At 50.5% G+C, this 21,975-nt stretch carries 18 protein-coding genes and 1 pseudogene; 13 read left to right on the top strand and 6 right to left on the bottom strand.

Going from position 1 to position 21,975, the window contains the following annotated elements; translation table 11 throughout:
- Nucleotides 1–86: 86 nt before the first annotated feature.
- Both JET16_RS04630 and JET16_RS04625 read left to right on the top strand, forming a co-directional pair.
- On the top strand, nucleotides 87–1,574 hold the full coding sequence (locus JET16_RS04630) for a sugar ABC transporter ATP-binding protein (RefSeq protein WP_199615009.1): 1,488 nt from the start codon (nucleotides 87–89) through the stop codon (nucleotides 1,572–1,574).
- Entirely contained in the window at nucleotides 1,571–2,557 is a 987-nt protein-coding gene (locus JET16_RS04625; RefSeq protein ID WP_199614494.1) for an ABC transporter permease, read from the top strand. The genes JET16_RS04630 and JET16_RS04625 overlap by 4 nt, the downstream gene beginning before the upstream one ends.
- Before the next feature lie 16 nt (nucleotides 2,558–2,573).
- Here JET16_RS04625 and JET16_RS04620 read toward each other — a convergent pair whose 3' ends face one another.
- Nucleotides 2,574–3,089 (bottom strand): MogA/MoaB family molybdenum cofactor biosynthesis protein, encoded by a 516-nt coding sequence (locus tag JET16_RS04620; RefSeq protein WP_407673091.1) that lies wholly within the window; start codon nucleotides 3,087–3,089, stop codon nucleotides 2,574–2,576.
- A gap of 226 nt (nucleotides 3,090–3,315) precedes the next feature.
- On the opposite strand from JET16_RS04620, the gene JET16_RS04615 reads away from it, so the two are divergent.
- Entirely contained in the window at nucleotides 3,316–3,582 is a 267-nt protein-coding gene (locus JET16_RS04615) for a hypothetical protein (RefSeq protein ID WP_199614490.1), read from the top strand.
- A gap of 14 nt (nucleotides 3,583–3,596) precedes the next feature.
- On the top strand, nucleotides 3,597–5,039 hold the full coding sequence (locus JET16_RS04610) for an FMN-binding glutamate synthase family protein (protein WP_199614488.1): 1,443 nt from the start codon (nucleotides 3,597–3,599) through the stop codon (nucleotides 5,037–5,039).
- Between the two features lie 52 nt (nucleotides 5,040–5,091).
- Here JET16_RS04610 and JET16_RS04605 read toward each other — a convergent pair whose 3' ends face one another.
- Complete coding sequence (locus JET16_RS04605) at nucleotides 5,092–5,304, bottom strand: hypothetical protein (RefSeq protein ID WP_199614486.1); 213 nt, start codon at nucleotides 5,302–5,304, stop codon at nucleotides 5,092–5,094.
- 160 nt (nucleotides 5,305–5,464) lie between these two features.
- Here JET16_RS04605 and JET16_RS04600 point away from each other — a divergent pair, with 160 nt between their 5' ends.
- Both JET16_RS04600 and JET16_RS04595 read left to right on the top strand, forming a co-directional pair.
- Nucleotides 5,465–6,634: a glycosyltransferase gene (locus JET16_RS04600; protein WP_199614485.1), complete on the top strand. Its 1,170-nt coding sequence runs from the start codon at nucleotides 5,465–5,467 to the stop codon at nucleotides 6,632–6,634.
- 28 nt (nucleotides 6,635–6,662) lie between these two features.
- A pseudogene (locus JET16_RS04595) lies at nucleotides 6,663–7,193 on the top strand (MFS transporter); the annotation flags it as partial.
- 12 nt (nucleotides 7,194–7,205) lie between these two features.
- Here JET16_RS04595 and JET16_RS04590 read toward each other — a convergent pair.
- The 3 genes from JET16_RS04590 to JET16_RS04580 all read right to left on the bottom strand — a co-directional run bounded on the left by JET16_RS04590 (nucleotide 7,206) and on the right by JET16_RS04580 (nucleotide 10,777).
- Nucleotides 7,206–7,367 (bottom strand): hypothetical protein, encoded by a 162-nt coding sequence (locus JET16_RS04590; protein ID WP_199614481.1) that lies wholly within the window; start codon nucleotides 7,365–7,367, stop codon nucleotides 7,206–7,208.
- A 277-nt stretch (nucleotides 7,368–7,644) separates the two neighbouring features.
- Nucleotides 7,645–9,576, bottom strand: a complete 1,932-nt coding sequence (locus JET16_RS04585) for an LTA synthase family protein (protein WP_199614479.1) — start codon at nucleotides 9,574–9,576, stop codon at nucleotides 7,645–7,647.
- 169 nt (nucleotides 9,577–9,745) lie between these two features.
- Entirely contained in the window at nucleotides 9,746–10,777 is a 1,032-nt protein-coding gene (locus JET16_RS04580; RefSeq protein ID WP_199614477.1) for a LacI family DNA-binding transcriptional regulator, read from the bottom strand.
- Nucleotides 10,778–11,306: 529 nt separating this feature from the next.
- On the opposite strand from JET16_RS04580, the gene JET16_RS04575 reads away from it, so the two are divergent.
- The 4 genes from JET16_RS04575 (at nucleotide 11,307) to JET16_RS04560 (ending at nucleotide 16,435) form a co-directional block, all read left to right on the top strand.
- A complete protein-coding gene (locus JET16_RS04575) occupies nucleotides 11,307–12,620 on the top strand; it encodes a sugar ABC transporter substrate-binding protein (RefSeq protein WP_325176615.1) in 1,314 nt (437 codons plus the stop codon).
- Between the two features lie 136 nt (nucleotides 12,621–12,756).
- Nucleotides 12,757–14,022: a carbohydrate ABC transporter permease gene (locus JET16_RS04570; RefSeq protein WP_233531137.1), complete on the top strand. Its 1,266-nt coding sequence runs from the start codon at nucleotides 12,757–12,759 to the stop codon at nucleotides 14,020–14,022.
- Nucleotides 14,019–14,855: a sugar ABC transporter permease gene (locus JET16_RS04565; RefSeq protein WP_199614473.1), complete on the top strand. Its 837-nt coding sequence runs from the start codon at nucleotides 14,019–14,021 to the stop codon at nucleotides 14,853–14,855. Before JET16_RS04570 ends, JET16_RS04565 begins: the two co-directional genes overlap by 4 nt.
- The gene (locus JET16_RS04560; RefSeq protein ID WP_199614471.1) at nucleotides 14,852–16,435 is read left to right on the top strand and encodes an alpha-amylase family glycosyl hydrolase; all 1,584 of its coding nucleotides are present in this window, start codon (nucleotides 14,852–14,854) and stop codon (nucleotides 16,433–16,435) included. The genes JET16_RS04565 and JET16_RS04560 overlap by 4 nt, the downstream gene beginning before the upstream one ends.
- 484 nt (nucleotides 16,436–16,919) lie before the next feature.
- Here the strand turns inward: JET16_RS04560 and JET16_RS04555 are convergent, their stop codons facing one another.
- Nucleotides 16,920–18,674, bottom strand: a complete 1,755-nt coding sequence (locus JET16_RS04555) for an alpha amylase family protein (RefSeq protein ID WP_199614470.1) — start codon at nucleotides 18,672–18,674, stop codon at nucleotides 16,920–16,922.
- A gap of 209 nt (nucleotides 18,675–18,883) precedes the next feature.
- Between JET16_RS04555 and JET16_RS04550 the strand changes: the two genes are divergently transcribed.
- From JET16_RS04550 to JET16_RS04540, 3 genes are read left to right on the top strand one after another with little or no spacing between them, the layout of a single operon-like run.
- Nucleotides 18,884–20,125 carry an MFS transporter gene (locus tag JET16_RS04550; protein ID WP_199614469.1) on the top strand — a complete coding sequence of 414 codons (1,242 nt, stop codon included), beginning with the start codon at nucleotides 18,884–18,886 and terminating at the stop codon, nucleotides 20,123–20,125.
- Between the two features lie 15 nt (nucleotides 20,126–20,140).
- Entirely contained in the window at nucleotides 20,141–21,028 is an 888-nt protein-coding gene (locus tag JET16_RS04545; RefSeq protein ID WP_199614468.1) for an ABC transporter permease subunit, read from the top strand.
- Nucleotides 21,025–21,933 carry an ABC transporter permease gene (locus tag JET16_RS04540; protein WP_199614467.1) on the top strand — a complete coding sequence of 303 codons (909 nt, stop codon included), beginning with the start codon at nucleotides 21,025–21,027 and terminating at the stop codon, nucleotides 21,931–21,933. The genes JET16_RS04545 and JET16_RS04540 overlap by 4 nt, the downstream gene beginning before the upstream one ends.
- The last annotated feature ends 42 nt before the right edge of the window (nucleotides 21,934–21,975 follow it).

Here is a 21,975-nt window from a genome sequence, read left to right as displayed (position 1 = left end):
GAGGCGGGGCACGTTGAAGCAGGAACACTCTGAACATAGACATTTTTCTATGTTTTCAGTAGCAGGGTAGAGCCGTGAGTTTACAGATGATAGACATAGAGAAATCTTTTCCGGGCGTAAAGGCGCTCCGATGCGTATCGTTCGAAGCGAAACCGGGGGAAATTCACGCCCTGTTGGGCGCGAACGGCGCCGGGAAAAGTACGCTGATGAAAATTATGTCCGGCGCGTACGTCTCGGATAGCGGAACGATTACCATGGACGGGCGCGTCATTACGGTTCGCTCTCCCCTGGATGCGATGAAAGCCGGTATCCAGTGCGTCTATCAAGAGGTGGATACGGCGCTCGTCGGAAGCTTGACGGTCGCAGAAAATATTTGGATGGACCTCATCGCTCAAGGCCCGATCCGCTGGGTACGTTGGAGCCGGCTGCACAAAGAAGCGCAGCAGCTGCTTTCGCTTCTTGGCAGCAATATTTCCCCCTCCTTCAAAGTAGACGATCTCCCGATCGCTCAAAAACAGATCGTCCTTATTGCGAGAGCGTTGGCCCAGAAAGCCAAGTACGTCATATTCGACGAACCGACGGCACCGTTAAGTTTGGAGGAATCCAGGCGCTTGTTCGGAATTATGAAGAAGCTTCGCAATGACGGTGTAGGGTGCATTTTTATATCTCATCGATTGCATGAAGTGTTTGAGATTTGCGACCGGATTACCGTTATGAGAGACGGCGCCAACGTGTCCACACGCCGGACGGATGAAACGGACATTCCCGAAATCATTCGCGATATGCTCGGTAAGCCGTTGGAGGAAGAGTTTCCGAAGGCGGAAGCGCATATCGGCGGCACCGTATTGGAAGTGCGCGGCGTTGCCAGCGGTTCGAAGGTGAAAGACGTCAGCTTTACGGTGAGAAGCGGAGAAATCGTCGGCATCGTAGGCTTGGTCGGAGCAGGCAAGACCGAGCTGTCGCGGGCCGTGTTCGGAGCAGATCGGATCGATTCGGGCACGGTTTCGCTGCACGGAAGGATCGTTCGTTTCCAGGAGCCTCGGCAAGCGGTTTCCGCAGGCATCGTGCTTGTGCCCGAGGAACGAAGAAAGCAGGGCGTATTCGTAGAAGAGAGTGTGCAGAGAAATTTGTCGTCGGCCGTTATGCGGGTATTTTCCCGTAACGGTTTCATTGATGCAACCAAAGAGAGGAAGCACGCCGGAGAGATGGTGGAGCGGATCGGAATAAAGACGCCGACCGTTCAGCAAAGCGTCAAATACTTAAGCGGAGGCAACCAGCAGAAGGTTGCGATCGGCAAGTGGCTGCCGACCGACGCGGACGTATACATCTTCGACGAGCCGACGAAGGGCGTCGATATCGGGGCGAAGAGCGATATATACCGGCTCATCGGCTCGCTGGCTCAACAGGGGAAGGCGATCGTATACATGTCTGCGGAAATAACGGAAGCGCTCGGCTTGGCTGACCGGATCTACGTTATGTGCGACGGCCGAATTGTGAAAGAGCTTGAAAGAGGCGCAGCCTCCGAAGAGAACATATTGTACTACGCCAGCGCGGGGGAGGAAATGAAACAATGAAAGACAAAGTGCTGGACACTTCATTTAAATACGGCACCGTCGGATTGATCGCCGCGGTGATCGTGGCGTTCGGGCTGCTGGACGAGCATTTCCTCCGCGCGGGAAATTTAACCGATATATTGCGCGCCATAGCGATCGTGACGTTCGTTGCAATCGGCGTCACGTTCTCCCAGATCGTCGACGGCTTTGATTTGTCCGTCGGTTCGACGGTATCGCTCGCAACGGTCGTCTCGGCGAGTTTAATGGTTTGGTATCAGCAGCCGCTTATCGTTGTTATCGCGGTGCCTATTGCGCTCGGCGCGCTGATCGGCTTGATGAATTCGTTCCTGATTATTCGATGGAAAATTCCCGATTTATTGGCGACGCTCGCGGTAATGTATATTTTCTCGGGTGTTCAACGCACGTATACTGCAGGATATTCCGTGTACAACAACATGCAATTCCCTAACGGAGAGAAGGCGCCCGGCGTATTCGACCCTTCATTTCTTTGGATCGGTCAGGGCGAGCTGCTGGGTGTTCCGGTTATGGTCATCCTTATGCTTGTGGCCGTAGCGGCCGCTCATATCTTTCTGCAGTATACGCGCTGGGGGCGCCAGTTTTATATGACCGGAGGGAACAGGGAAGCGGCCCGCTTGTCCGGCATTCCGGTCAATCGCGTACGGATGGCCGCTTATGTTCTTTCCGGGGTTTGCGCCGGAATCGCCGGCGTCTTGTTCGCCTCCCGCGTCGGTACGGGCCAAGTGGATGCGGGAGCGCCGCTGCTGATGGAAGCGGTCGCGGCCGTCTTTGTAGGCTTCTCCGTATTCGGCGCAGGAAAACCGAATATGATCGGAACGTTCTTCGGCGCCGTGCTGATCGGTGTGCTGTTAAACGGATTGACCATGCTGAAGCTGCCGTACTACTCGTTCGATATCGTTAAAGGATTCGTGCTTGTGTTGGCCTTGGCGGCGACGTATATCCATCTGACCCGGCGGAGAACGTAACCGGCGCGTCCCGTCGTTACCGGTCTTTATAAATCTCACGCATGACGTGCCGCAGTTCCGGCACGATAATGCGCGTCATCGCGAGCCGGACGGCTCCCGACGAGCCCGGAGTGGAAAATACGGCCGTACGGCCGGCCACTCCAGCGGTAGCCCGGCTTAAAATAGCGGCCGAGCCGATGTCTTCCGCGAAGCTCAAGTAACGGAATATTTCGCCGAAGCCGGGCATCTCCTTATCCAATGAATCGCGAACCGCTTCGTACGTCGTGTCGCGGGGCGCGATTCCTGTTCCGCCGTTAAGAAGCAGCGCCTCTACTTCGTCGTCCGCCGCCGCCTCGCGGATCAGCTCGCGGATCAGATCATATTCGTCTTTGACGATACGGTAACGGACGACTGCATACCCCGCTTCTTCCAACAGTTGTTTCATTAAAGCTCCGCTTTTGTCCGTTTCCGGCGTGCGCGTATCCGACACGGTCACGACCATGCATCTCACTTGAGCCGGGGCTTCTCTGCGGTGCTGTTCGACTGATGTCATCGAGTTCATATGTTCGACTCCTTTGCCAAAATATTGCATATATACTATACCATATAGCCCATTCGCATTAATACTTCAGCGACCGCAATCAATTTCCGACAGCGGTCGCTGTTTATTTTGACAATTATCTTTTATTTCGCGTATGCCGGACATAATAATGGCAGTTTAATACAAAATAACTAACGATGTGAAACTAACCAAATGAATAATCAGGAGGAAAGAACAGATGCAGCAGCAAAATTCGGATTTCGGCCAAACCCTTTCGTACATTCATTCCGAACTAAACCGGGTGCAGACGATTGCGGGAACGTTGTCCAGCGTCGAAACGCAGCATTTCAACGATTTGACAGACATGGGGGACGACAAATTAAACCGGATTGCGGCGGAAGAACAAAGCGCAGCGAGGCAGCTAGGGGAAGTGAAACAAATTTGTTTATCTCTTGCACAGAAAGTAGAGGAATTGAAAAATAATTTCGGCAAAAACCAAGAATAGCCGGGTGAAGCGATATGTTTAAATTTATAAGCGGCATCGTCAGAAGCATCGCCAACGAAGTTGTGGATAAAGCAATAGAAAGAATGGGAAGAGATCAGTATACGGAAAACATGTTTGAGATGGTCCCCGTCGCCAAGAAGGTCGGCCCCATTCAGATGATGGAAATATTGATGCGCTCGACCAAAGGCATTCCGCCGGCAAGACCGCTCGGCAGCCATATGCGGTTTTCACCGTGGGACAAGCTGTTGTTCAACCCGGTGCATCTGTTTCGCTTTCCCACGCCGGACAACGTGCCGATATCTACCTCCGTAACGATCGGCCGGCGCGCTAAGAAGCCTTTAACGATATCGATCCCTATCATGATTGCGGCCATGTCCTTCGGCGGCGCTCTCAGTAAAAGCGCCAAGATCGCGTTGGCGAAAGCGGCGACCCGGGTCGGAACGGCGACAAACACCGGCGAAGCGGGATTGATGGAAGAAGAAAGGGAAGCGGCCGGGCTGCTGATCGGACAATACAACCGGGGCGGCTGGCTGAACAGCCCGGATAAATACAGCCGGCTGGACGCAATTGAAATCCAGTTGGGACAGGGAGCGCAGGGTTCAAGCCCGCAGCGCACTCCGGCCAAAAACATAGGGAGCGACTTCAGGGACGTGTTCGGCATTCCCGAAGGAGAAGACGCTCAAATCCATTCCCGCCTGCCGGGAGTGGATACCAAAGAACAATTTATCGAACTCGTTCGCCGGCTGCAGCAGGAAACGGGTGTGCCGGTAGGACTTAAAATCGCGGCTACGCACCATTTGGAAAAGGAACTCGAGATCGCACTGGAATCGGGTGTCGATTTCATTACGGTGGACGGAGCGGAAGGGGGAACCCACGCCGCGGCGCCGATTTTGGAGGATGATCTCGGACTTCCGACGATGTTTGCCGTCGCGAGGGCAGCGAAATTTTTAGCGAAAAAAGGCGCAACCCGCGATATCAGCTTAATTGCTACAGGGGGATTGGTTACGCCCGGCGACGCGCTGAAAGCGATGGCGCTCGGGGCGAATGCCGTCTATATGGGCACCGCCGTCATGCTGGCGCTTGTGGGAGATCAGATGGTGAAAACGATGCCATTCGAACCGCCGACCGATCTGGTTGTGTATAATGCGAAAATGACCGACAAGCTGGATGTCGAACGCAGCGCCGAAAATTTGACGAACTTTCTGAACGCTTCCGTTCGGGAGATGGAGTTGGTTTGCTATTCCCTTGGAAAAACAAGCTTGGCCGATGTATCGGCATCGGATCTTTGCGCTATCGATCCGTTTATTGCAAGAGCGGCGGGCGTCGATCTCGGATACGTGGCGCATGAGGAGCAGGACGACTTCTTCAGGGGTGCGGGAAATGTCGCGTATGCAGGTGTGATAGCAGCGGAAGAGCGGAATCGCGAGCAACAGAACGAGGAACCGATTCATCACTAACAAATAGGGAGTCTGCCGGCGTGCGGCAGTCTCCCTCTTGTCATTTCGATGATTATTGTTGTTGCGTATTGTTTTGATTTTGATTTTGATTTTGGTTTTGGTTTTTGGCCTGCTGTTTGCGATTGTTGTTATTCGGGTCATCGCCCAGAATTATGTCTTGAACGGCGTCCGTAACACCGCTCAACATATTGTCGAGTCCGCCGGGACCGTTTTGAAAATTTTCGCTTTGGCCGTTCTTGGAATCGTTCGGTTGTCTGTCCGGCATTGTGCATGATCCTCCTTTTTCGAAATTGCGCTCATTACCCCCCTTACGTTACCCAATGTATGGAAAAATTACTCTCATGGATTTCGGTTGTGCCTGATGTCCGAACCGTATATAATGTTGACGTTCTATATATCGCCGATGCGGATGCCGGAGGATAGACATGCTTCTAATTTATGCCGGGATATTGTTGATCTTATGGGCAATTATTTTCCTTCGGGCTTACTTCGGGCTTCGCTCGCTTCCGGTGCTGCCTCACGGTGAGCCGCTGTCGGACAAGCTCCCGCTGGTATCGGTGATCATCGCCGCCAAGGAGGAGCAAGAGACGATCGGCGAAACGGTAAGGAATTTGCTGAACCAAACGTATCCGCGGATCGAGATCATCGCGGTGAACGACCGTTCCAAAGATGCGACCGGCGCGAAGCTGGAAGCGTTAAAGGCTTGGTCGACAGGGAAAGAACGATCTGCCATACCGCTTAAAGTGATTCATATTACGCATCTGCCGGAACGATGGCTTGGCAAAAATCACGCGTTATACCAAGCATATTTGCAATCCAGCGGATCATTATTGCTGTTTACGGACGCGGACATCCGCTTTCACGCCGACGCGATTCGCGATAGTGTCGCGTATGCGACCCGGGAGGGCGCCGACCATGTCACTTTATGCCCAAAGCTGATTTCCGGACCGTTCTGGCTCCGCGTATTTGTTCATTACTTTTTGTTCAGTCTCATTATGCTATTGTCTCCTTGGACGGCCAATAGAGATGACCGGAAGCGGAACGGAATGGGGGTCGGAGCGTTCAATTTGATCAAAAGGAGCGCATATGAAACGATAGGCACCCATAAAGCGTTGTCCATGCGGCCGGATGACGACCTGAGATTAGGTGTTCTGGTGAAGCGGCACGGTTTAAGACAGCGGGTTGCGATCGGCAAGAAATCAATAACCGTCGAGTGGTATACTTCGCTTCGCGATGCGGTCAAGGGGCTGGAAAAAAACATTTACGCGGGCTTCGGATACCGGTTGGGCTATGCGGCGGCGGGAGTGTCGGGACAGCTGTTATTGTTCGCCGCCCCGTTTATCCTTCTTCCGTTTGCCGGGGGTCTTGCTTTTATCGTACTGCTGGCAGTTGCGGGCATAATCGTTTCGACTTACGTGCTCTGCACCCGCCGAATGAACGATGAGCCGGGCTGGGAAGGATTGCTGCTGCCGGGTGCCGCCGTGATGCTGGTCGTCGTGATGGTCAGGTCGATATGGTTTGCCCATCGGCGGGCGGGAGTGTATTGGCGGGGAACCTTTTATTCTTTAAACGATTTAAGGAGATTTTTTCAATGAAGCCCAAAGGGCCGCAAATTTCGGATCCAACTTCCCGGTATACGGGCTGAGGATGGGGATTGGTGAGTCGGAGGTGTCCGTGCTGCTGCTGTCTGTCGGGATCGGAAGTCTTATTTTGCAGCTGCCGTTAGGGGCGCTAAGCGATAAAATCGGAAGAAAACCCGTGATGTTATGCTGCGGAACGATCGGAGCGCTGGTGTTCCTTGCCGTCCCGCTTGCGGGCGGATATGTTCCGGGCATGCTCATTGCATTCGCCGCGGCCGGCGGTCTGGTAGGCTCTTTTTATTCTTTGGGGCTTGCATACGCGGCGGATTGTTTGCCGAAACAGGCGCTTCCGACCGCAAATATGATCGCATCGATCCATTTCAGCGTCGGCAGCATTTTGGGCCCGTACCTCGGCGGAATGGGCATTCAGCATGTGGCGTTGCCAAGCATGTTTTATTTGTTGGGGGGTATGTTCGCTCTGTTCGTGCTCAGCGGCGTCATTGCTTACCGCAGTCCGTCTGTCGTGCAGGGTGCGGAAGCCGGCGCGCGGCGGGGATCGTCTCTGTCCAATTGACCGTTGTTCGGATCATCTTCGCGTTTTCTGGTACCGAATCAATGAGGCGATCTCCAAGACCGTCCCGACGATGATTAGCGTCATTCCGAAATATACGTTTCCTAGGAACACGGCTACGATGCCTGCAATGGAAATAATGACGCCTATTGCAAGCATGAGCAATTGATTTTGCATATCGCACCTCAGTCAGGATAAAGTTGGCTAATTAGTACATCTGTACGGCCAAATCGTCCATTTGTCAGCTAATTCGTACAAATAGTCGGGAGAAGTATACATATAAGTCAGGAAAGGCGACAAACCGACATCGAAACAATGGATTCGTGAGTTTGAAAAGGCTGTGCCTTTTCTTGATTCAAAGTATTTCCATAAAATGATATTTTACTCTGTCATACTCAACAAAAAAGGCGCGAAAATTCGCGCCTTTCACCTTGCCCATTCAATTTCATCGCCGTCAGAACGAAAGCCGCCGTTCGGGGAGCGATTCCAAGTAAGCATCGTTCAGCTGCAATAATTTTATAACTTGAATGAAGTCATCTTTGTACAGCTCCGGATCTCCTTTAAACTGAGGGTCGCTGTTATGGAGAGGCAACACGGTGCCTTCGCCGAACGACTCGCCGGAAATATACATAATATCGTTATTAATAAATGAGCCCGTTGGCAAGTAATACCGGCTTCCGAGAACGTTTTTCCGGTAGTTCAACAAGTCTTGACCGAAAATCACATGATTCTTAAGCGATAAGCCAAGCAAATTCGCTACGGTCGGCATAAAATCGACCTGTCCGCCGACGTTGTCGAATCGTTGTCCGCCGTCCGTAACCCCCGGTATCATAATAACAAGCGGGATGTTATGCACGGTGCGCGCATCATACTCTTTCCCGAGTTCCGCCTCCAATAGTTCTCGTTCATTAGCTTTTAACGAGTGGGACGATAGTCCGAAATGATCGCCGTAGACCACGAGCATCGATTGTTCCCATAAGCCGGCCGCTTTCAACTGCTCAAAGAACTGCCCCAGCGCCCGGTCCGCGTAGTTGGTCAACTTAAGGTAATTCCCCACATCGGTGCCTTCCCATTCCTCGGGCAGCTGCATCATCTCTTTCTCCGGCGGAGGGAGGAAAGGATGGTGGGAACTCATTGCAATCACATGCGCATAGAACGGCTTATCGCGTTCCTTTAATTGAGACAATAACTCCGACGTTTTCCTGTATAACACTTCGTCGGAAGCCCCGAACGCAATTATATCTTCTTCTCCGAAAAAGCGTTTGTCATAATAACGGTCGAATCCAAGCGCAGGATACATCTCGCTCCGGTTCCAAAACTTCGCTTCATTCGTATGCAATGTGATCGAAGTATAACCTTGCCCCTTAAGAATACGCGGCAAGCTTGGAAGCCGCTTGATGCCGTAAGTTTGCGATGCCGCTCCGTGCGCCGGAGGGTAGAACGACGTGTTCATCATGAATTCCGCATCCGACGTGTTGCCTTGACTGATCTGCTGATACACGTTGGAGAAATAAAAGCTGTCTTTAAGCAGTTCGTTCATGACGGGCGTAACCGGTTTCCCGCCGATTTCCATTCCGACGAGGAAATTTTGAAACGATTCCAGCTGCACGACAATAAGATTTCGCCCTTTCGCCGCACCAAACCATTGAAGCAATTCGGGCTCCTGCAAGTTCTTGACGGAGCGCACGATGTCGGGCGTCACCGGCTGAGCCGCCGCGGTAGCCGTTTCAGCGCGCACGCCGGAAACGAGCGTATGGACTTGATAGCTTACAAGTCCCATCCGTTCCGCTTGCTTCAACTCGTTAAGCACGCCGTCGTAACTATACGCGAACAGCACAAGCGTCATAAAACAGAGCGCCCATAAGGAGGATAAGCTTGTACGGCGGATTTGCAAACCGGATAGCTTCGGAGCCGATTTCCAGAGCGTTAGTATGAGCCAAATGATGATATCCAAGAAAAACAATAAGTAAAGCGGCTGCAACAAATCTAAGATACTGTCGCTCACATCCAGCACCTGGTGCGCTTGCGAGAAGGCGCGGTATGTGACGACGATTCCGAATTGCCGGTAATACACGATAACCGAAACCATTGCCGCCGAAAGCAGCGCGTTGAGTACCAGGTACGCTTCCGATTTCTTACGTCGGAAGCCGAGCTCCACCGGAATTAGAAACAACAACAGCGACGGCAGTGCGACGGCAAGGCACTGGAGCGGATTATAGTTGCCGAAAACATGGATTTGCAAGCCGTAATATTTAATGGTAAGAAACATCGTAAACAAAAAAAAGGGCGTGTTAAAAAAACCTCTCCGAAGCGCCTGTTTTGAAGCCAATGCTCCGTTAAAGGATTTTTTTATGATATTTGAACAAAAGGAAACCCATCGCCGCATCGTGCACCCCCCATTTCTAACATTTCACGATGAACAATGAGATTAATTATAACGCAGTGCGTATTTTTTGCAACGAGCAGGTATCGCTAACGGCGGCAATTAGTTCCTGATTCCGCGCTGTTTTAGACGTTTCTCTCGGATTTTTACAGTAATTTACAACCCCATATCTTCAAATTTTCTTTACATTCGTCAACGACGATTCGCGCACGATCAGCCGGTGAGGGATGATATGGCGTTTCATCGCCGGAGCGTTTTCACCTTTAATGGTTCGGATCAACTCTTGCGATGCCGTGTAACCCAACTGGTAGATGCCGATGTCTATGCTCGTAATCGGCGGAGTGGCAAGCTCCGAAAACGCAATGTTATTAAACGAAACTAAGCTCATATCCTGCGGTACGGAGAAACCGAGCTCCCCGAGACCGCGAAGTATACCGAACGTGACGACGTCGTCCACTACGACAAGACCGGTGGGCCGCTCCGGCAAACCCATCAAGAACGACATCGCCCGATACCCGCTCTCTTGAAGAAATTCGCCTTCAACGATCCATTCGCTTTGCACGGGAAGACCGGCTTCCTTCATAGCGTTCATGTAACCGTCAAGTCTGTCGCGGGACACGATCAAATTTCTGGGCCCGCTCACAAAGCCGATCCGTTCGTGACCTTGCGCGAGCAAGTGTCTTGTCGCGTCGTATGCGGCTTGAACGTTGTCGTTATCGATCGACAGCATGTCTTCGTAATCCGAGCTTCTTCCGACTAGAACAAAAGGGAAATTAAGCTCTCTCAACAGCGAAATCACCGGGTCGTTAATTCTAGAGTACAACAGAAGAATGCCGTCCACCCGGCGCCCTTTCACAAGCCGAGTGACCGTCTCCAACTCCTCCCGTTCCGTCGCGCCGGTCGCCATCAATAAATCGTACCCGGATCGTGTCGCTTGGGTCACGATGCCGCGGATCACTTCGGAGAAAAACAAGTTCAGAAACAGCTCCTCGGCCGGCTTCGGCAAAATGACGGCAATGGTGCGGGTCGTTCTCGAAACGAGGCTTTTCGCCATAATGTTCGGATGATATCCGATTTCCTCCATCACTTTGCGGACTTTCTCCGATGTCGAGGCGCTGATTCTCGGGTGGTTAGAGATGACGCGGGAGACGGTGGAGGGGGATACCCCGGCTCGTTTGGCCACATCTTTGATCGTAACGATCATGCGTAATCAGCTCCTGTATATTGAAAAATTGGCGTCGTTATTGTGCAACCGTTTTCGCACCGCATTAATTAGTGCAATCGTTTTCACTTGTAAATATTATGTTAACCTATGGTTCGGCTCTTGTAAACCGGGAAAATATAAGGGTAAAAGTCCATGTGATAAATAATACGCAAAAAAGGAAGTAAATTGGAGTAAATGTGAGTAATAACTACATAGTTTATAATAATTGCGGTATTTCGGTAATTTCGTCTGCGTGCAAACGATTTAACGATTGCGCTATAATCAGGTCGAAAGATGCACGTAAAGCGTTTACAATCGAAATGAAAACGCTTTTGTATTACCGGAAAAGCCATTTCGCGACTTTTTTGCACAATCGTTTGCACAAAGAAGTGTGCAAACCGTGAATATGGCAATAACATTGCGGAGTGGAGGAACGCAGCCGCCTCCGGTGCGGGTTGCACCGTAACGCACGGACCGGTGGCCAAGCCTCATCCTAAATAATTTTATTGAAAGAGGGTCAAGCATCTACATGAAGATGAAACCGTGGTTTGCACTCATTCTTGCGCTTGTTCTCGCGTTCTCGCTCGCTGCATGCGGCGGCAGCAACGCAACGGAGGAAAATGATGCGGCAGGAGGCGATCAAGCTTCCGCCGAACCGGCAAATCAAGAAGCTGAAAATACCGGCGAAACCGATGAGTTGACACCGGAAGACGGAGCGAAGCTCGTTGTGTGGGAATCCCAAGAAGAAAAGCCATTCATTGAAGAGGTCGGCAAACGCTTCGAAGAGAAATACGGCGTACCTGTAACTGTCGAAGTAGTTCCGGGAGGAGACCAAGGCGGGCGCCTTGCGACGGACGGACCCGCGGGGTTGGCCGCGGACATCCTTACGCTCCCGCATGATCAAATCGGTCCGGCGGTGACGGCGACACTGCTGCTTCCGAACGACATTCATGAAGAAGAAACCCGCAACAGCATGGTAGAAGCGGCGATTACCGCTTCCAGCTACGACGGAATGCTGTACGGCTACCCGAAATCCGTTGAAACCTATGCATTGTTCTATAACAAAGACCTTCTTCCCGAAGCACCGAAAACATGGGATGAAGTGATCGAGTTCTCCAAGACATTCAACGACGTTAACAATAAGAAATACGGAATAATGTGGGAAGTCGGCAACTTCTATTTCGGCCACATCTTCTTCTCCGGCTTCGGCGGATACGTATTCGGAGACAACGGTACGAATCCGGAAGACTTCGGCCTGAATAACGAAGGCTCGGTCGAAGGCTTGAAGTTCATGCAAAGCTTGAAAGAAATTCTTCCGGTCAACACAGGCGACATTACTTGGGACGTGAAGACCCAATTGTTCACGGAAGGCAAATTGGCGATGAACATTGACGGTCCTTGGGCGGTAAGCTCTTTCCGCGACAAAGTGAACTTTGGCGTGGCACCTCTGCCGAAATTCCCGAACGGCAAAGATCCGATTTCGTTCTCAGGTGTTAAATCTTATTATGTAAACTCGTACACGAAATATCCGAATGCGGCGAAATTGTTCGCGCAATTCGCATCCAGTAAGGAAATTCAGTTGTTGAACCATGAAATGACGGGAATTATCCCTGCGAACAAAGAAGCGAATCAAGATCCGGTCATTGTGGATAACCCGATTGTCAGCGGCTTCTCGCAGCAATTCGTGAATTCCACGCCGATGCCTTCCATTCCCGCAATGCGTGACGTATGGGAGCCGGGCGCGGGCGCATTGACGACGGTATGGAACGACGGCGCCGACGTGAAGGCGACGCTCGATACGAACGCAAACACCATTAAGGAAAAAATTAAAGCCGCTCAGTAACCGTTCGAACTAAAGATTTATGCAGGATTTCGTCTCTTCCAAGGATGCGGAATCCTGTCATTTTACTTGCGGGGGAGGATGGGAGAACGTGGCAAGCCGGCACCAAAAAACAGCTGCACTGCTGTCCGTCCTGTTTATGGGTTTAGGCCAGCTGTACAATCGGCAATGGATCAAAGGTGTTCTGTTTTTAGCCATCGGCGTTCTCGGTTGGTATTTCTTCATAACCGATTTGGCTGAATCGATTAGAGGATTAATCACGCTCGGCGATCAGGCTGGCGGATTGGTAAAGGTCGGAAAGCAATTCAAAAGAGTGGAAGGCGATCACTCCGTCTACTTAATGATAGAAGGTCTTATCGCGTTTATCGTTATGGGAATTATTGCATTTTTGTACACATTAAACGTAAAAGACGCTTCTCAAACCGGAAAACTTCGAGATGCTGGGAAGGACATATATTCGTTTCGGCAGACCTTGACTAACGTGAACGAAAAGTATTTCCCTTTCATCATACTGTTTCTACCCATCATCGTTACTATATTTTTAACCGTATTGCCGCTCGTCTTCAGTATTTTGATTGCGTTCACCAACTTCGGCGGGAACAATTTGCCTCCGGGGAAGCTCGTCGACTGGACGGGATTTAAGACGTTCTTGAATCTGGTGCAGTTAAAGACTTGGAGCCGAACGTTCGCCGGCGTTCTCTCATGGACATTGATTTGGGCCGTCATCGCGACAGTTACGACGTATTTCGCAGGAATACTGGTTGCCTTGCTCATTGAACAGCCTCGTGTCCGATTGAAAAAATTGTGGAGAACGGTTCTCATTATTCCATTTGCCATTCCAAACTTGGTATCTTTGCTTGTCATGCGCAACCTGTTCAACAACCAGTTCGGTCCGATCAACGATTATTTGCGGATGTTCGGCTTGCAAGGGCTGCCTTGGCTGACCGATCCGTTCTGGGCGAAAATAACGGTCATTCTGGTCAACATGTGGATCGGCATTCCGGTTTCGATGATATTGGTTTGCGGCGTATTAACGACGATTCCGCGGGATATGTACGAAGCTGCGGAAGTTGACGGGGCAAATCCGTTCCAAAAATTTAAAAATATTACGATGCCGTTCGTATTGTTTGCTACCGCGCCTATCCTGATCATGCAATTTGCGGGAAACATCAATAACTTTAACGTGATCTTTTTGTTAACGAACGGGGATCCGGTCAACCCGAAATATCAGTATGCGGGCAGTACCGATTTGCTCATTACATGGCTTTATAAATTGACCTTGAATAACCAGGAGTACAACTTTGCATCCGCTCTGGGCATCATTATTTTCGTGATGATTGCCACGTTCTCCATATATAATTTCCGCAAAACGAAGTCGTTCAAAGAGGAGGATATGATCCAATGAGCCGACGGGGAAAGGGCAACGCCGGGTTGTTTCTAAGTTACGTTATATTGATTCTGCTTTGTCTCGCGGCCATTTATCCTGCGCTTTGGATCGTCATGTCCTCTTTAAAAGCCGGAAACAGTTTATATAGCGATACACTGATTCCAAGAGCTTTCACGGTGGAGCATTACCGCAACTTGTTCACGAAGACGGATTATCCGCTTTGGTTCATGAATACGCTCAAAATAGCGGTTTTTTCGACCATGTTCGGCACCTTCTTAACGCTATTGACTTCATATGCGATCTCGAGGTACCGGTTCAAAGGCCGTAAGCAGGGATTGACAGCCGTACTTGTTTTACAAATGTTTCCCAGCTTCATGGCGATGATCGCCATCTACATTTTCCTATTGCAATTGAACTTATTGAACAACCATTGGGCGTTGATTTTGGTTTATAGTGCCGGATCGATTATTCCGAACGTGTGGGTGGCCAAAGGTTTCTACGATTCCATCCCGAGAAGCTTGGACGAGGCGGCGAGAATTGACGGGGCGGGTCATTGGACTATCTTCTTCAAAATAATGATGCCGCTGACGAAACCGATGATCACGTATGTGGGCCTGATGATTTTTAACGGAGCGTGGGTCGATTTCTTGTTCGCCCAGCTCATCTTGCGAACGGAGGAGCAGCGCACGCTCGCGGTAGGTCTTTGGAGTATGGTCAACCAGCGCAATTCCACAGAATTTACGCTGTTTGCGGCAGGCGCTGTCCTTGTCGCCATACCGGTCACGATTTTGTTTATTTGGTTGCAGCGATACCTCATTCAAGGATTGACGGCGGGTGCTTCCAAAGGATGATAAAGACTGTGCGTCTGATCGTTCCCTTGTTGGTTCTCATCTTGCTGTTCACGGGCTGTACATCGCCGTCGCCGGAAGCGGCAGCGTTTACGGCTGCGGATCAGCCGTCACGTGTTTATTATGAAATATTCGTCCGCACCTTCTACGACACGAACGGTGACGGCATCGGCGATTTGAACGGCGTTACCGAAAAGCTGGATTACTTGGCCGATCTGGGTGTGCGCGGCATATGGCTAATGCCGGTCAATCCGTCCCCAAGCTATCATGGGTACGACGTAACCGATTATTATGGCATTAACCCCGATTACGGTACTGTTGATGATTTGAAGCGTTTAACGGATGAAGCGCATAAACGCGATATAAAGATAATCATGGATTTTGTCGTGAACCATTCCAGCGTGCAGCATCCGTGGTTCATCGAGTCGGCGAAAGGGGAAGACAGCCCGAAGCGCGATTGGTATACGTGGGCCGACGTGGAAACGCCGGTTACCGGCGGCAGCGCGACAGGCGCGTCCAAAGCGTGGCACGCGAAGAACGGATCGCACTACTTGGGTGTATTCTGGGAAGGCATGCCCGATCTGAATTTGGACAACCCCGAAGTTCGCCAAGAAATGATCGCCGTCGGGAAACATTGGCTTGAACTCGGCGTTGACGGATTCCGTCTCGATGCAGCTAAACACATATACGAGAACTTGCAGAGCGATCGCGGCAAGCCTGAAACAGCGGAGAAAAACATGGCCTGGTGGCAGGAGTTTCGGAAGGCGATGGAGGAACAAAATCACGGCATCGTCATGATCGGGGAAGTATGGGACAGTCCCGCCGTCGTCGCGCCTTACTTCAATCATGCGATGAGCTCGGCCTTTAACTTTGATCTTGCCAAACGCGTGCTTGATATGGTTCGATCGGAAACGAGCTCCAATATCGCTTTCTCGTTGGATCGAATATACGCGTTATACCATAAGTCTGCCGGAGGAGCTTTTACCGATTCGATCTTTCTCGCCAATCACGATCAAAACCGTGTAATAAGCGTATTGGGCGGTAACTTAGACCATGCGAGAATGGCTGCCTCCGTGCTGCTGACGCTGCCCGGCAATCCGTTCCTCTACTACGGGGAAGAAATCGGTATGGCGGGAATGAAGCCTGACGAACATATCCGCGAACCGTTCCCGTGGACGAACGACCGGACTGCCGCCGGAAACACGTCTTGGATCGTTCCGAAGTTTAACGGGAAGGAAGCCGCGTCCGCCGAAGAGATGGTTTCTGATCCCGACTCTCTGTATTCGCACTATAAGAGGCTAATCGAATACCGGAACGGCGACCCGGCGATGCATAACGGCGGAATAGTGGAATTCAAATTGGACAATGACAAAATAGAATCCTACATTCGGGCGACTTCGGGAGGAGACGCTTCACTGGTCGTCCACAACTTGGGCAAAGAACCGGCCGAAGTGAACATTGCTTCCGTTATGGGCGGAGAGACCTTCAAGAACGCAGCCTTCACCACCGCGGATGGAGCTGCACTGCATGCTGACGGGACATTGACGCTTCCGGGCTACTCGACGGTAATATTGAAACCGTAAGGGAAATGCGGCGGATATAGCATAAGAAAAATTTCTTCGAAGTATGCAAAGAAGCCAGACCGCGATAAGAGGGAGTTTTTCTTGAAACTCTAGATAGCAGTTCACTTCGTGAAAACTATGGGATTCTAGAGTTATAACAAGAGCAGTCGGACAAGGGTTACCCTGACCAACTGCTCTTTCTGTTTGGTATTCCCCTGCGATGACTCTCGGTAACAGCCCGTTCCGTCCGTTATGGAAAAGGTCAGTTTATAAACTGTTGTCTTCTCGTACGTAATTTTAGTTATTTTCTATCAGCGGTTTTAATTATGGCAATGGAGTGTTTACAAAATGTAGTCCGGACAACACGATACGGACATTCCATTGCCATAACCCTGAGTTTACATCGTGATTGCGCCAAACTATGAACACTCGGACAACAGCATGTGAACAGATTTTTGCCATAATGAACTTGAGGACGTATAGGGGCCACAAGGATAAGCAGCGGTTACTCGATCAGTTTGCTTAATCCCGGATTCTCGTGCGGTGGGTTCGATTTATTCAAAGTATTCTCCAAGATGTGCCACCAATCGTACATTTCCAGATACACCAAATCGAAGATCATAATGCCGTTCGTTTCGTTTACCGTCATTTCCACCGCTTGTTTGAACCGCTCCGGTTGGCCTTGATACTGCAGCAAGTATAAACTGCCATATACAAACGTATCCTGATCCACCACTTCGGTGCTCAAATGCGCCGCGCCTTCGACGCTCATCCATTCCGGATTGCTCTTCGCGACCGCTTCTTCTTCGGTAATTTCAGGGTAGTAAAGGCCCGTCATAATAAAGTCCAGCAAACCGGCATACCCGTATTTATGGTAATCTTCGCTGGCCCACGGTTCATCAGGGATGTACCGCTTGCTTCCCCAGTTAACTCCTTCGTTGTAGTAGTACGGGTACCAAGATCCGACATAGGTGCTGAAGTACACGTCGTCTTTAACCGATTTGACTAAATCCCGGGCATCGTTGAAGAAATTGTAGATATTGTGCGCCCGCCATTCGATCCATTTTTTAAACCACGGACCGGCGACAAGCTCATCGCCCGTTTCGGTGAACTTGACTTGGAATATATCTTCCGGCCAGTTTTCCACTTGCGCGCCGATATACTTCTCGAATTCACTGCGGCTCAAATCGCTGAAATCCGCGTAAACGTTCGAGTAACGGGCACGATCCAGCACGACTCCGTCCACGTCGTATTTAGATACGATTTCTTTTACAATATTTAATTCGTACTGGCGCACCTCCTCGTAGATCGGATTCACAAACGTTGCGAAAGTGGGATATTGCGCAGCGGGGATAATATCCGTCCTGGATCGGCTAAGATCAACCGCATCACCGATATGCAAGTGCTGCAATATCCAGGTCCGCCCTTCGCCATGCCCCGATAAGACGTAACCGTCTTCAGGCACCGCCGCAACTTCCCCCGTCGTTACACCGTCAATTATTTGAACGACTTTATTGTCGATAACAACCGCTTCGGCTCCCCAACGGTTGACCCTTGGAGTCACATTGTAATCGGAAGTATATTTCACAATCGTATTTGCGGCCCTTACTTTATTTTGACCGAACAGATCGTATTGGCTGCCATCGGGCGCAGTCACGACTTGAACGGCATAATAATACCGGGTCTGCCAATCGGGATTTCGGAAAGCCGGACCGTCTTTATAGGTGTTGCTTCCTTCGGAAAACACGTTGACGGCCGCATGTACTTTGAGATTTCTAGCTTTCGCTTCTTCAATAACAACAGACAACAGATCATAATTCTCGTCATAATAATTTTGATACGGAGGGATGGTGCTTGAACTGATATGAGGCGCAATTTCGCTTTGATAGGCGACAAAACCTGTGTAATTTTTAACGTCGACTACGATGGTGTCGATATTTGCTTTCTTCGTTTTGTCGAGTATTGTTTGCACGGATTCACGGGAGTTCAACCGGCTTAAATTGGCGGATAAATCGAACCAGAGTATATTGCCTTTCAAACCGTTGTCTTGAATGGCTTTTCCATTATACCGTTCGGAGGGGCTTTGGCCGTTCAAACCTTTAATTTCGATACCTTGGCTGTTATAGAAGTTTTCCAACAGATGATCCTCTTCCAACAGTTCCGCTGCGTGAGGCGCTTTCGCGGCCGCCGTATAGAAAGGCAGCACCAACATGGACACCAGAATGAAAGAAACGATAATTGCTTTGCATCGCTGCTTCATTTCCATTCCTCCCTGCGCTTTTGTATACACATGCATATATTATTTTCAGTGACTGGAGGATAATTCCTTTTTATTTGCAAAAAAATAATTTTTATTTCCTATCGCGTTTTTGTGCGCATGATGGCAGATTATCAATTTTTTCCTTGAAAACAAAATGTTAGCGGCTATACTTATATAGAAATAAACAACATTGAGGTTACTAGATTAGTATGAAAACTTACTTTATAGATTTGTTCCGGCTGCCGGCGGCGGTGCGGCGATTTATCGCGACGGAGAGCTTGCTCGGCGTCGGTATCGGCATTTTCGCTTTGATTTTGAACTTGCACCTGTTGGATCGCGGAGTTCAGGAACGCGATATCGGAGCGATCAACGCCGTCGCGGCGTTAATAACAGGCATCGCCTCGATTCCGGCGGGATTCGCCATGCGGCGCATCGGCCGGAAACGCGCGCTGGTCGCCGGTCTTCTGCTCATGGCCGCAGGGTATGCGGCTTATGGCGTCGCCGATGAGCTTCCGGCCTTTTACGCGGCGCAATGCGTCGTTTCCGTCGGGGTTACGCTGCTTATTACATCCGAAATTCAATTGCTGTTCCGGTATTGCAAAGAAAAGAAAGATGAGCCGAGGGCGTACGGGGCTCTGTTCGCTTCGTTCACGTTGTTTACGGGAGCCGGGACGCTCCTCGCCGGTTGGCTTCCGAACGTACTTCCACGGGGAGAGTCGCAGTACTCGGGGGCGCTGTTCGTTGCCGCCATTTCGCTATGTATTGCGGGTTTGGCAAGAGCGGTGCTGCTTCCCGCCGAGCCGGCGGAGATGAGCTCTAAACCGAACGGTTCGGACAACGAGGAGCGGGCTGAAACCGTGCCGCCGAAGCGTGATTACCGGAACGTTGCGGTCCTGGCAGTATTCTTGTTTCTTTCCGGGATATTGTTCGGGTTTGTCGTACCGGTTCTTAATGTGATCGTCAAGCTGCGGTTCAACCTGACGGACGAGCCGTTATCCGCTATATTCGCGGTTTACGGCTTTGCGTTGTTCCTCGGATCGTTGTTGATGCCTTATGTGCTGGAACGGTGGGGAATAGGCCGAGCATTCGGGAAGTTATACGCCGCCGAGCTGTGTCTGCTCGTTTTGCTTGCGGCTCCGCTGCCGGTCGGCGCGTTCATTATCCCGTTTGTCTTGCGGGGCGGCACTTACACGATGCTGAACAATTTGGCCGAGAGTCAAACGATGTCCGCCGTACGCGACGATCTGCGCAACATATTTGCGGGAGTCCGTTCGGTTGCAAGAAATCTGGGAGTATCGCTCGCATCGTTGATTACCGGATACGTTTTGACGGCAAAACATTACGGATGGCCGTTTCTATTGGCCGCTGCGGCCATCTTGCTTCATGCATTATACTTCTATGCGGCGGCAAAACCGCTAATAGAAAAAAAATCGGAAATGAACAAGTTGTGAGAGGATACGGGAACTATGCCGAAATGGATTGCACGCGCATTAACGGTGCCGATAATACTCGCGTTCACAGCCCTAATCAGCGTTATGCCGGTCGTCATTCAACCTTCTTCCGGCGGAATCCTTTTGAATGTGTCGTCCGGTTTGGCAACGATCCGTTTATATATTATCGGACTTATTACGGGCGAATCTTGGCTGTATTACTTAGGGAAGAACGAATACGGTTTTTTGGATCATGTGCAAGGATATATCGTCGTTTCATTCGGATACGTTACGGCTGCGGCGCTTGCCGGCCTGACATTGGGTATTCTGGCGGGCGTTCTGTTTTCTTGGACGAAAAGCGAGTGGTGGAAGCGTCTCTTGGAATTAACGTCCGTGCTTCCCGATTTTGTCGTCATTATTTTGCTGCAGTTTCTCGTTGTCTACATCGTTCAACAGACGGGCATCGTCGTATTTAAAGTAGCCAGCGTGTCGTCGGATTCCGAACCGGCAATCATGCTCCCCTTACTATCCATGGTGATCGTACCGGCATTGTATGTGACAAGAAACGTCGCACTGCATATGAGGTTGACGTTGACCGAGGATTATATCGCGAATGCGAAGGCGCGTGGTTTGCCGAGAGGTTACATCTATTTCTTTCACGCGCTTCCGAATGTGTTTCCGTTCATACGCGCCGACTTACATAAGTTAATCGGCATCATAATGAGCAATTTGTTTATCGTCGAATACTTGTACAATTTGCGGGGCGTTACGTCCATGCTGTTTACCGGCGCTTTTTTATGGAACGAGACGTACCAATTCAGGCTTGTGTTTAACTGCTTGGCCACTTTATCGGCATTATACGCGGTAATCTATTTTCTGGTTCGAACCTTTTTACGGATATGGGAAAGGGCGTTTGTCCGATGAATAAAACGCTGCTCTCGGGTGTGCTCATAACGGCGTTTATGCTCGTTATTGCGGTTTGGGGACCTTCTGTGGCGCCATACGATCTTGATTACCGGGCGAAAATCGATTTTATAGTGAAAGAGGACGGAACGTCCGATTTGCTCGCGCCGCCCGTTCCGCCGGGAGCATTGTTTCCGTTCGGGACGGACAAGTGGGGAGCGGACATCATGACGCAATTGCTCTATGGAGCGAAATTTACGATATTGCTGTCGCTGGTCATCGCTTTCGCCCGGGTCGGTTTCGGCGGATTCCTTGGAATGTTTCTCGGTTATGCCGGCCAAAAGCGTAAACCGTGGCCGCTTTGGAGCGTATTGAACGGGATTCCGTTGTTTATGATCGTGTGGTTTATCATGGCGGGCATATCTTTCAATTCGCCGCTCCCTCCAAATGCGTTAACGCTCATTCTAGCAGTTGTGATGGTCGTTATCGGGCTGCCGAGCGTCGTGTCGACGGTCAAAGAAAAAGCGATTGAAATCAAGCAGCGCCCGTTCGTGCTCGCTTCCCGCTCGCTTGGCGCCGGTCATTGGAAGATCGTGAAGACCCACCTGTTTCCGCACCTGAAAGAAAGCCTGCTCATTCTGCTCCTTAACGAAATTATTTTAACGCTGACGTTATTCGGACAATTGGCGCTGTTCAACATCTTCGTCGGAGGTACGATCGTATACCCCGATCCGGTCGAATATCATAGCGCCACCAAAGAATGGGCGGGGCTCATCGGGATGGCCAAGTCGAGCATATATGCGAACAAATGGATGCTGTTCATTCCATTGGCCGCTTACGCCCTACTCATTCTCGGTTTTTACTGCATATCCAAAGGCTTGGAATCGATTTATAGAGGGAAATACAACAAAACCGCCCATGTTTAAAATTTTTTTAAAAAATGATGATAGATTCGCATCCCGGCCGGC

The organism is Paenibacillus alkalitolerans, assembly GCF_016482785.1.
GTDB classification, from domain to species: domain Bacteria; phylum Bacillota; class Bacilli; order Paenibacillales; family YIM-B00363; genus Paenibacillus_AE; species Paenibacillus_AE alkalitolerans.
This window is presented reverse-complemented; position numbering and strand designations above follow the sequence as displayed.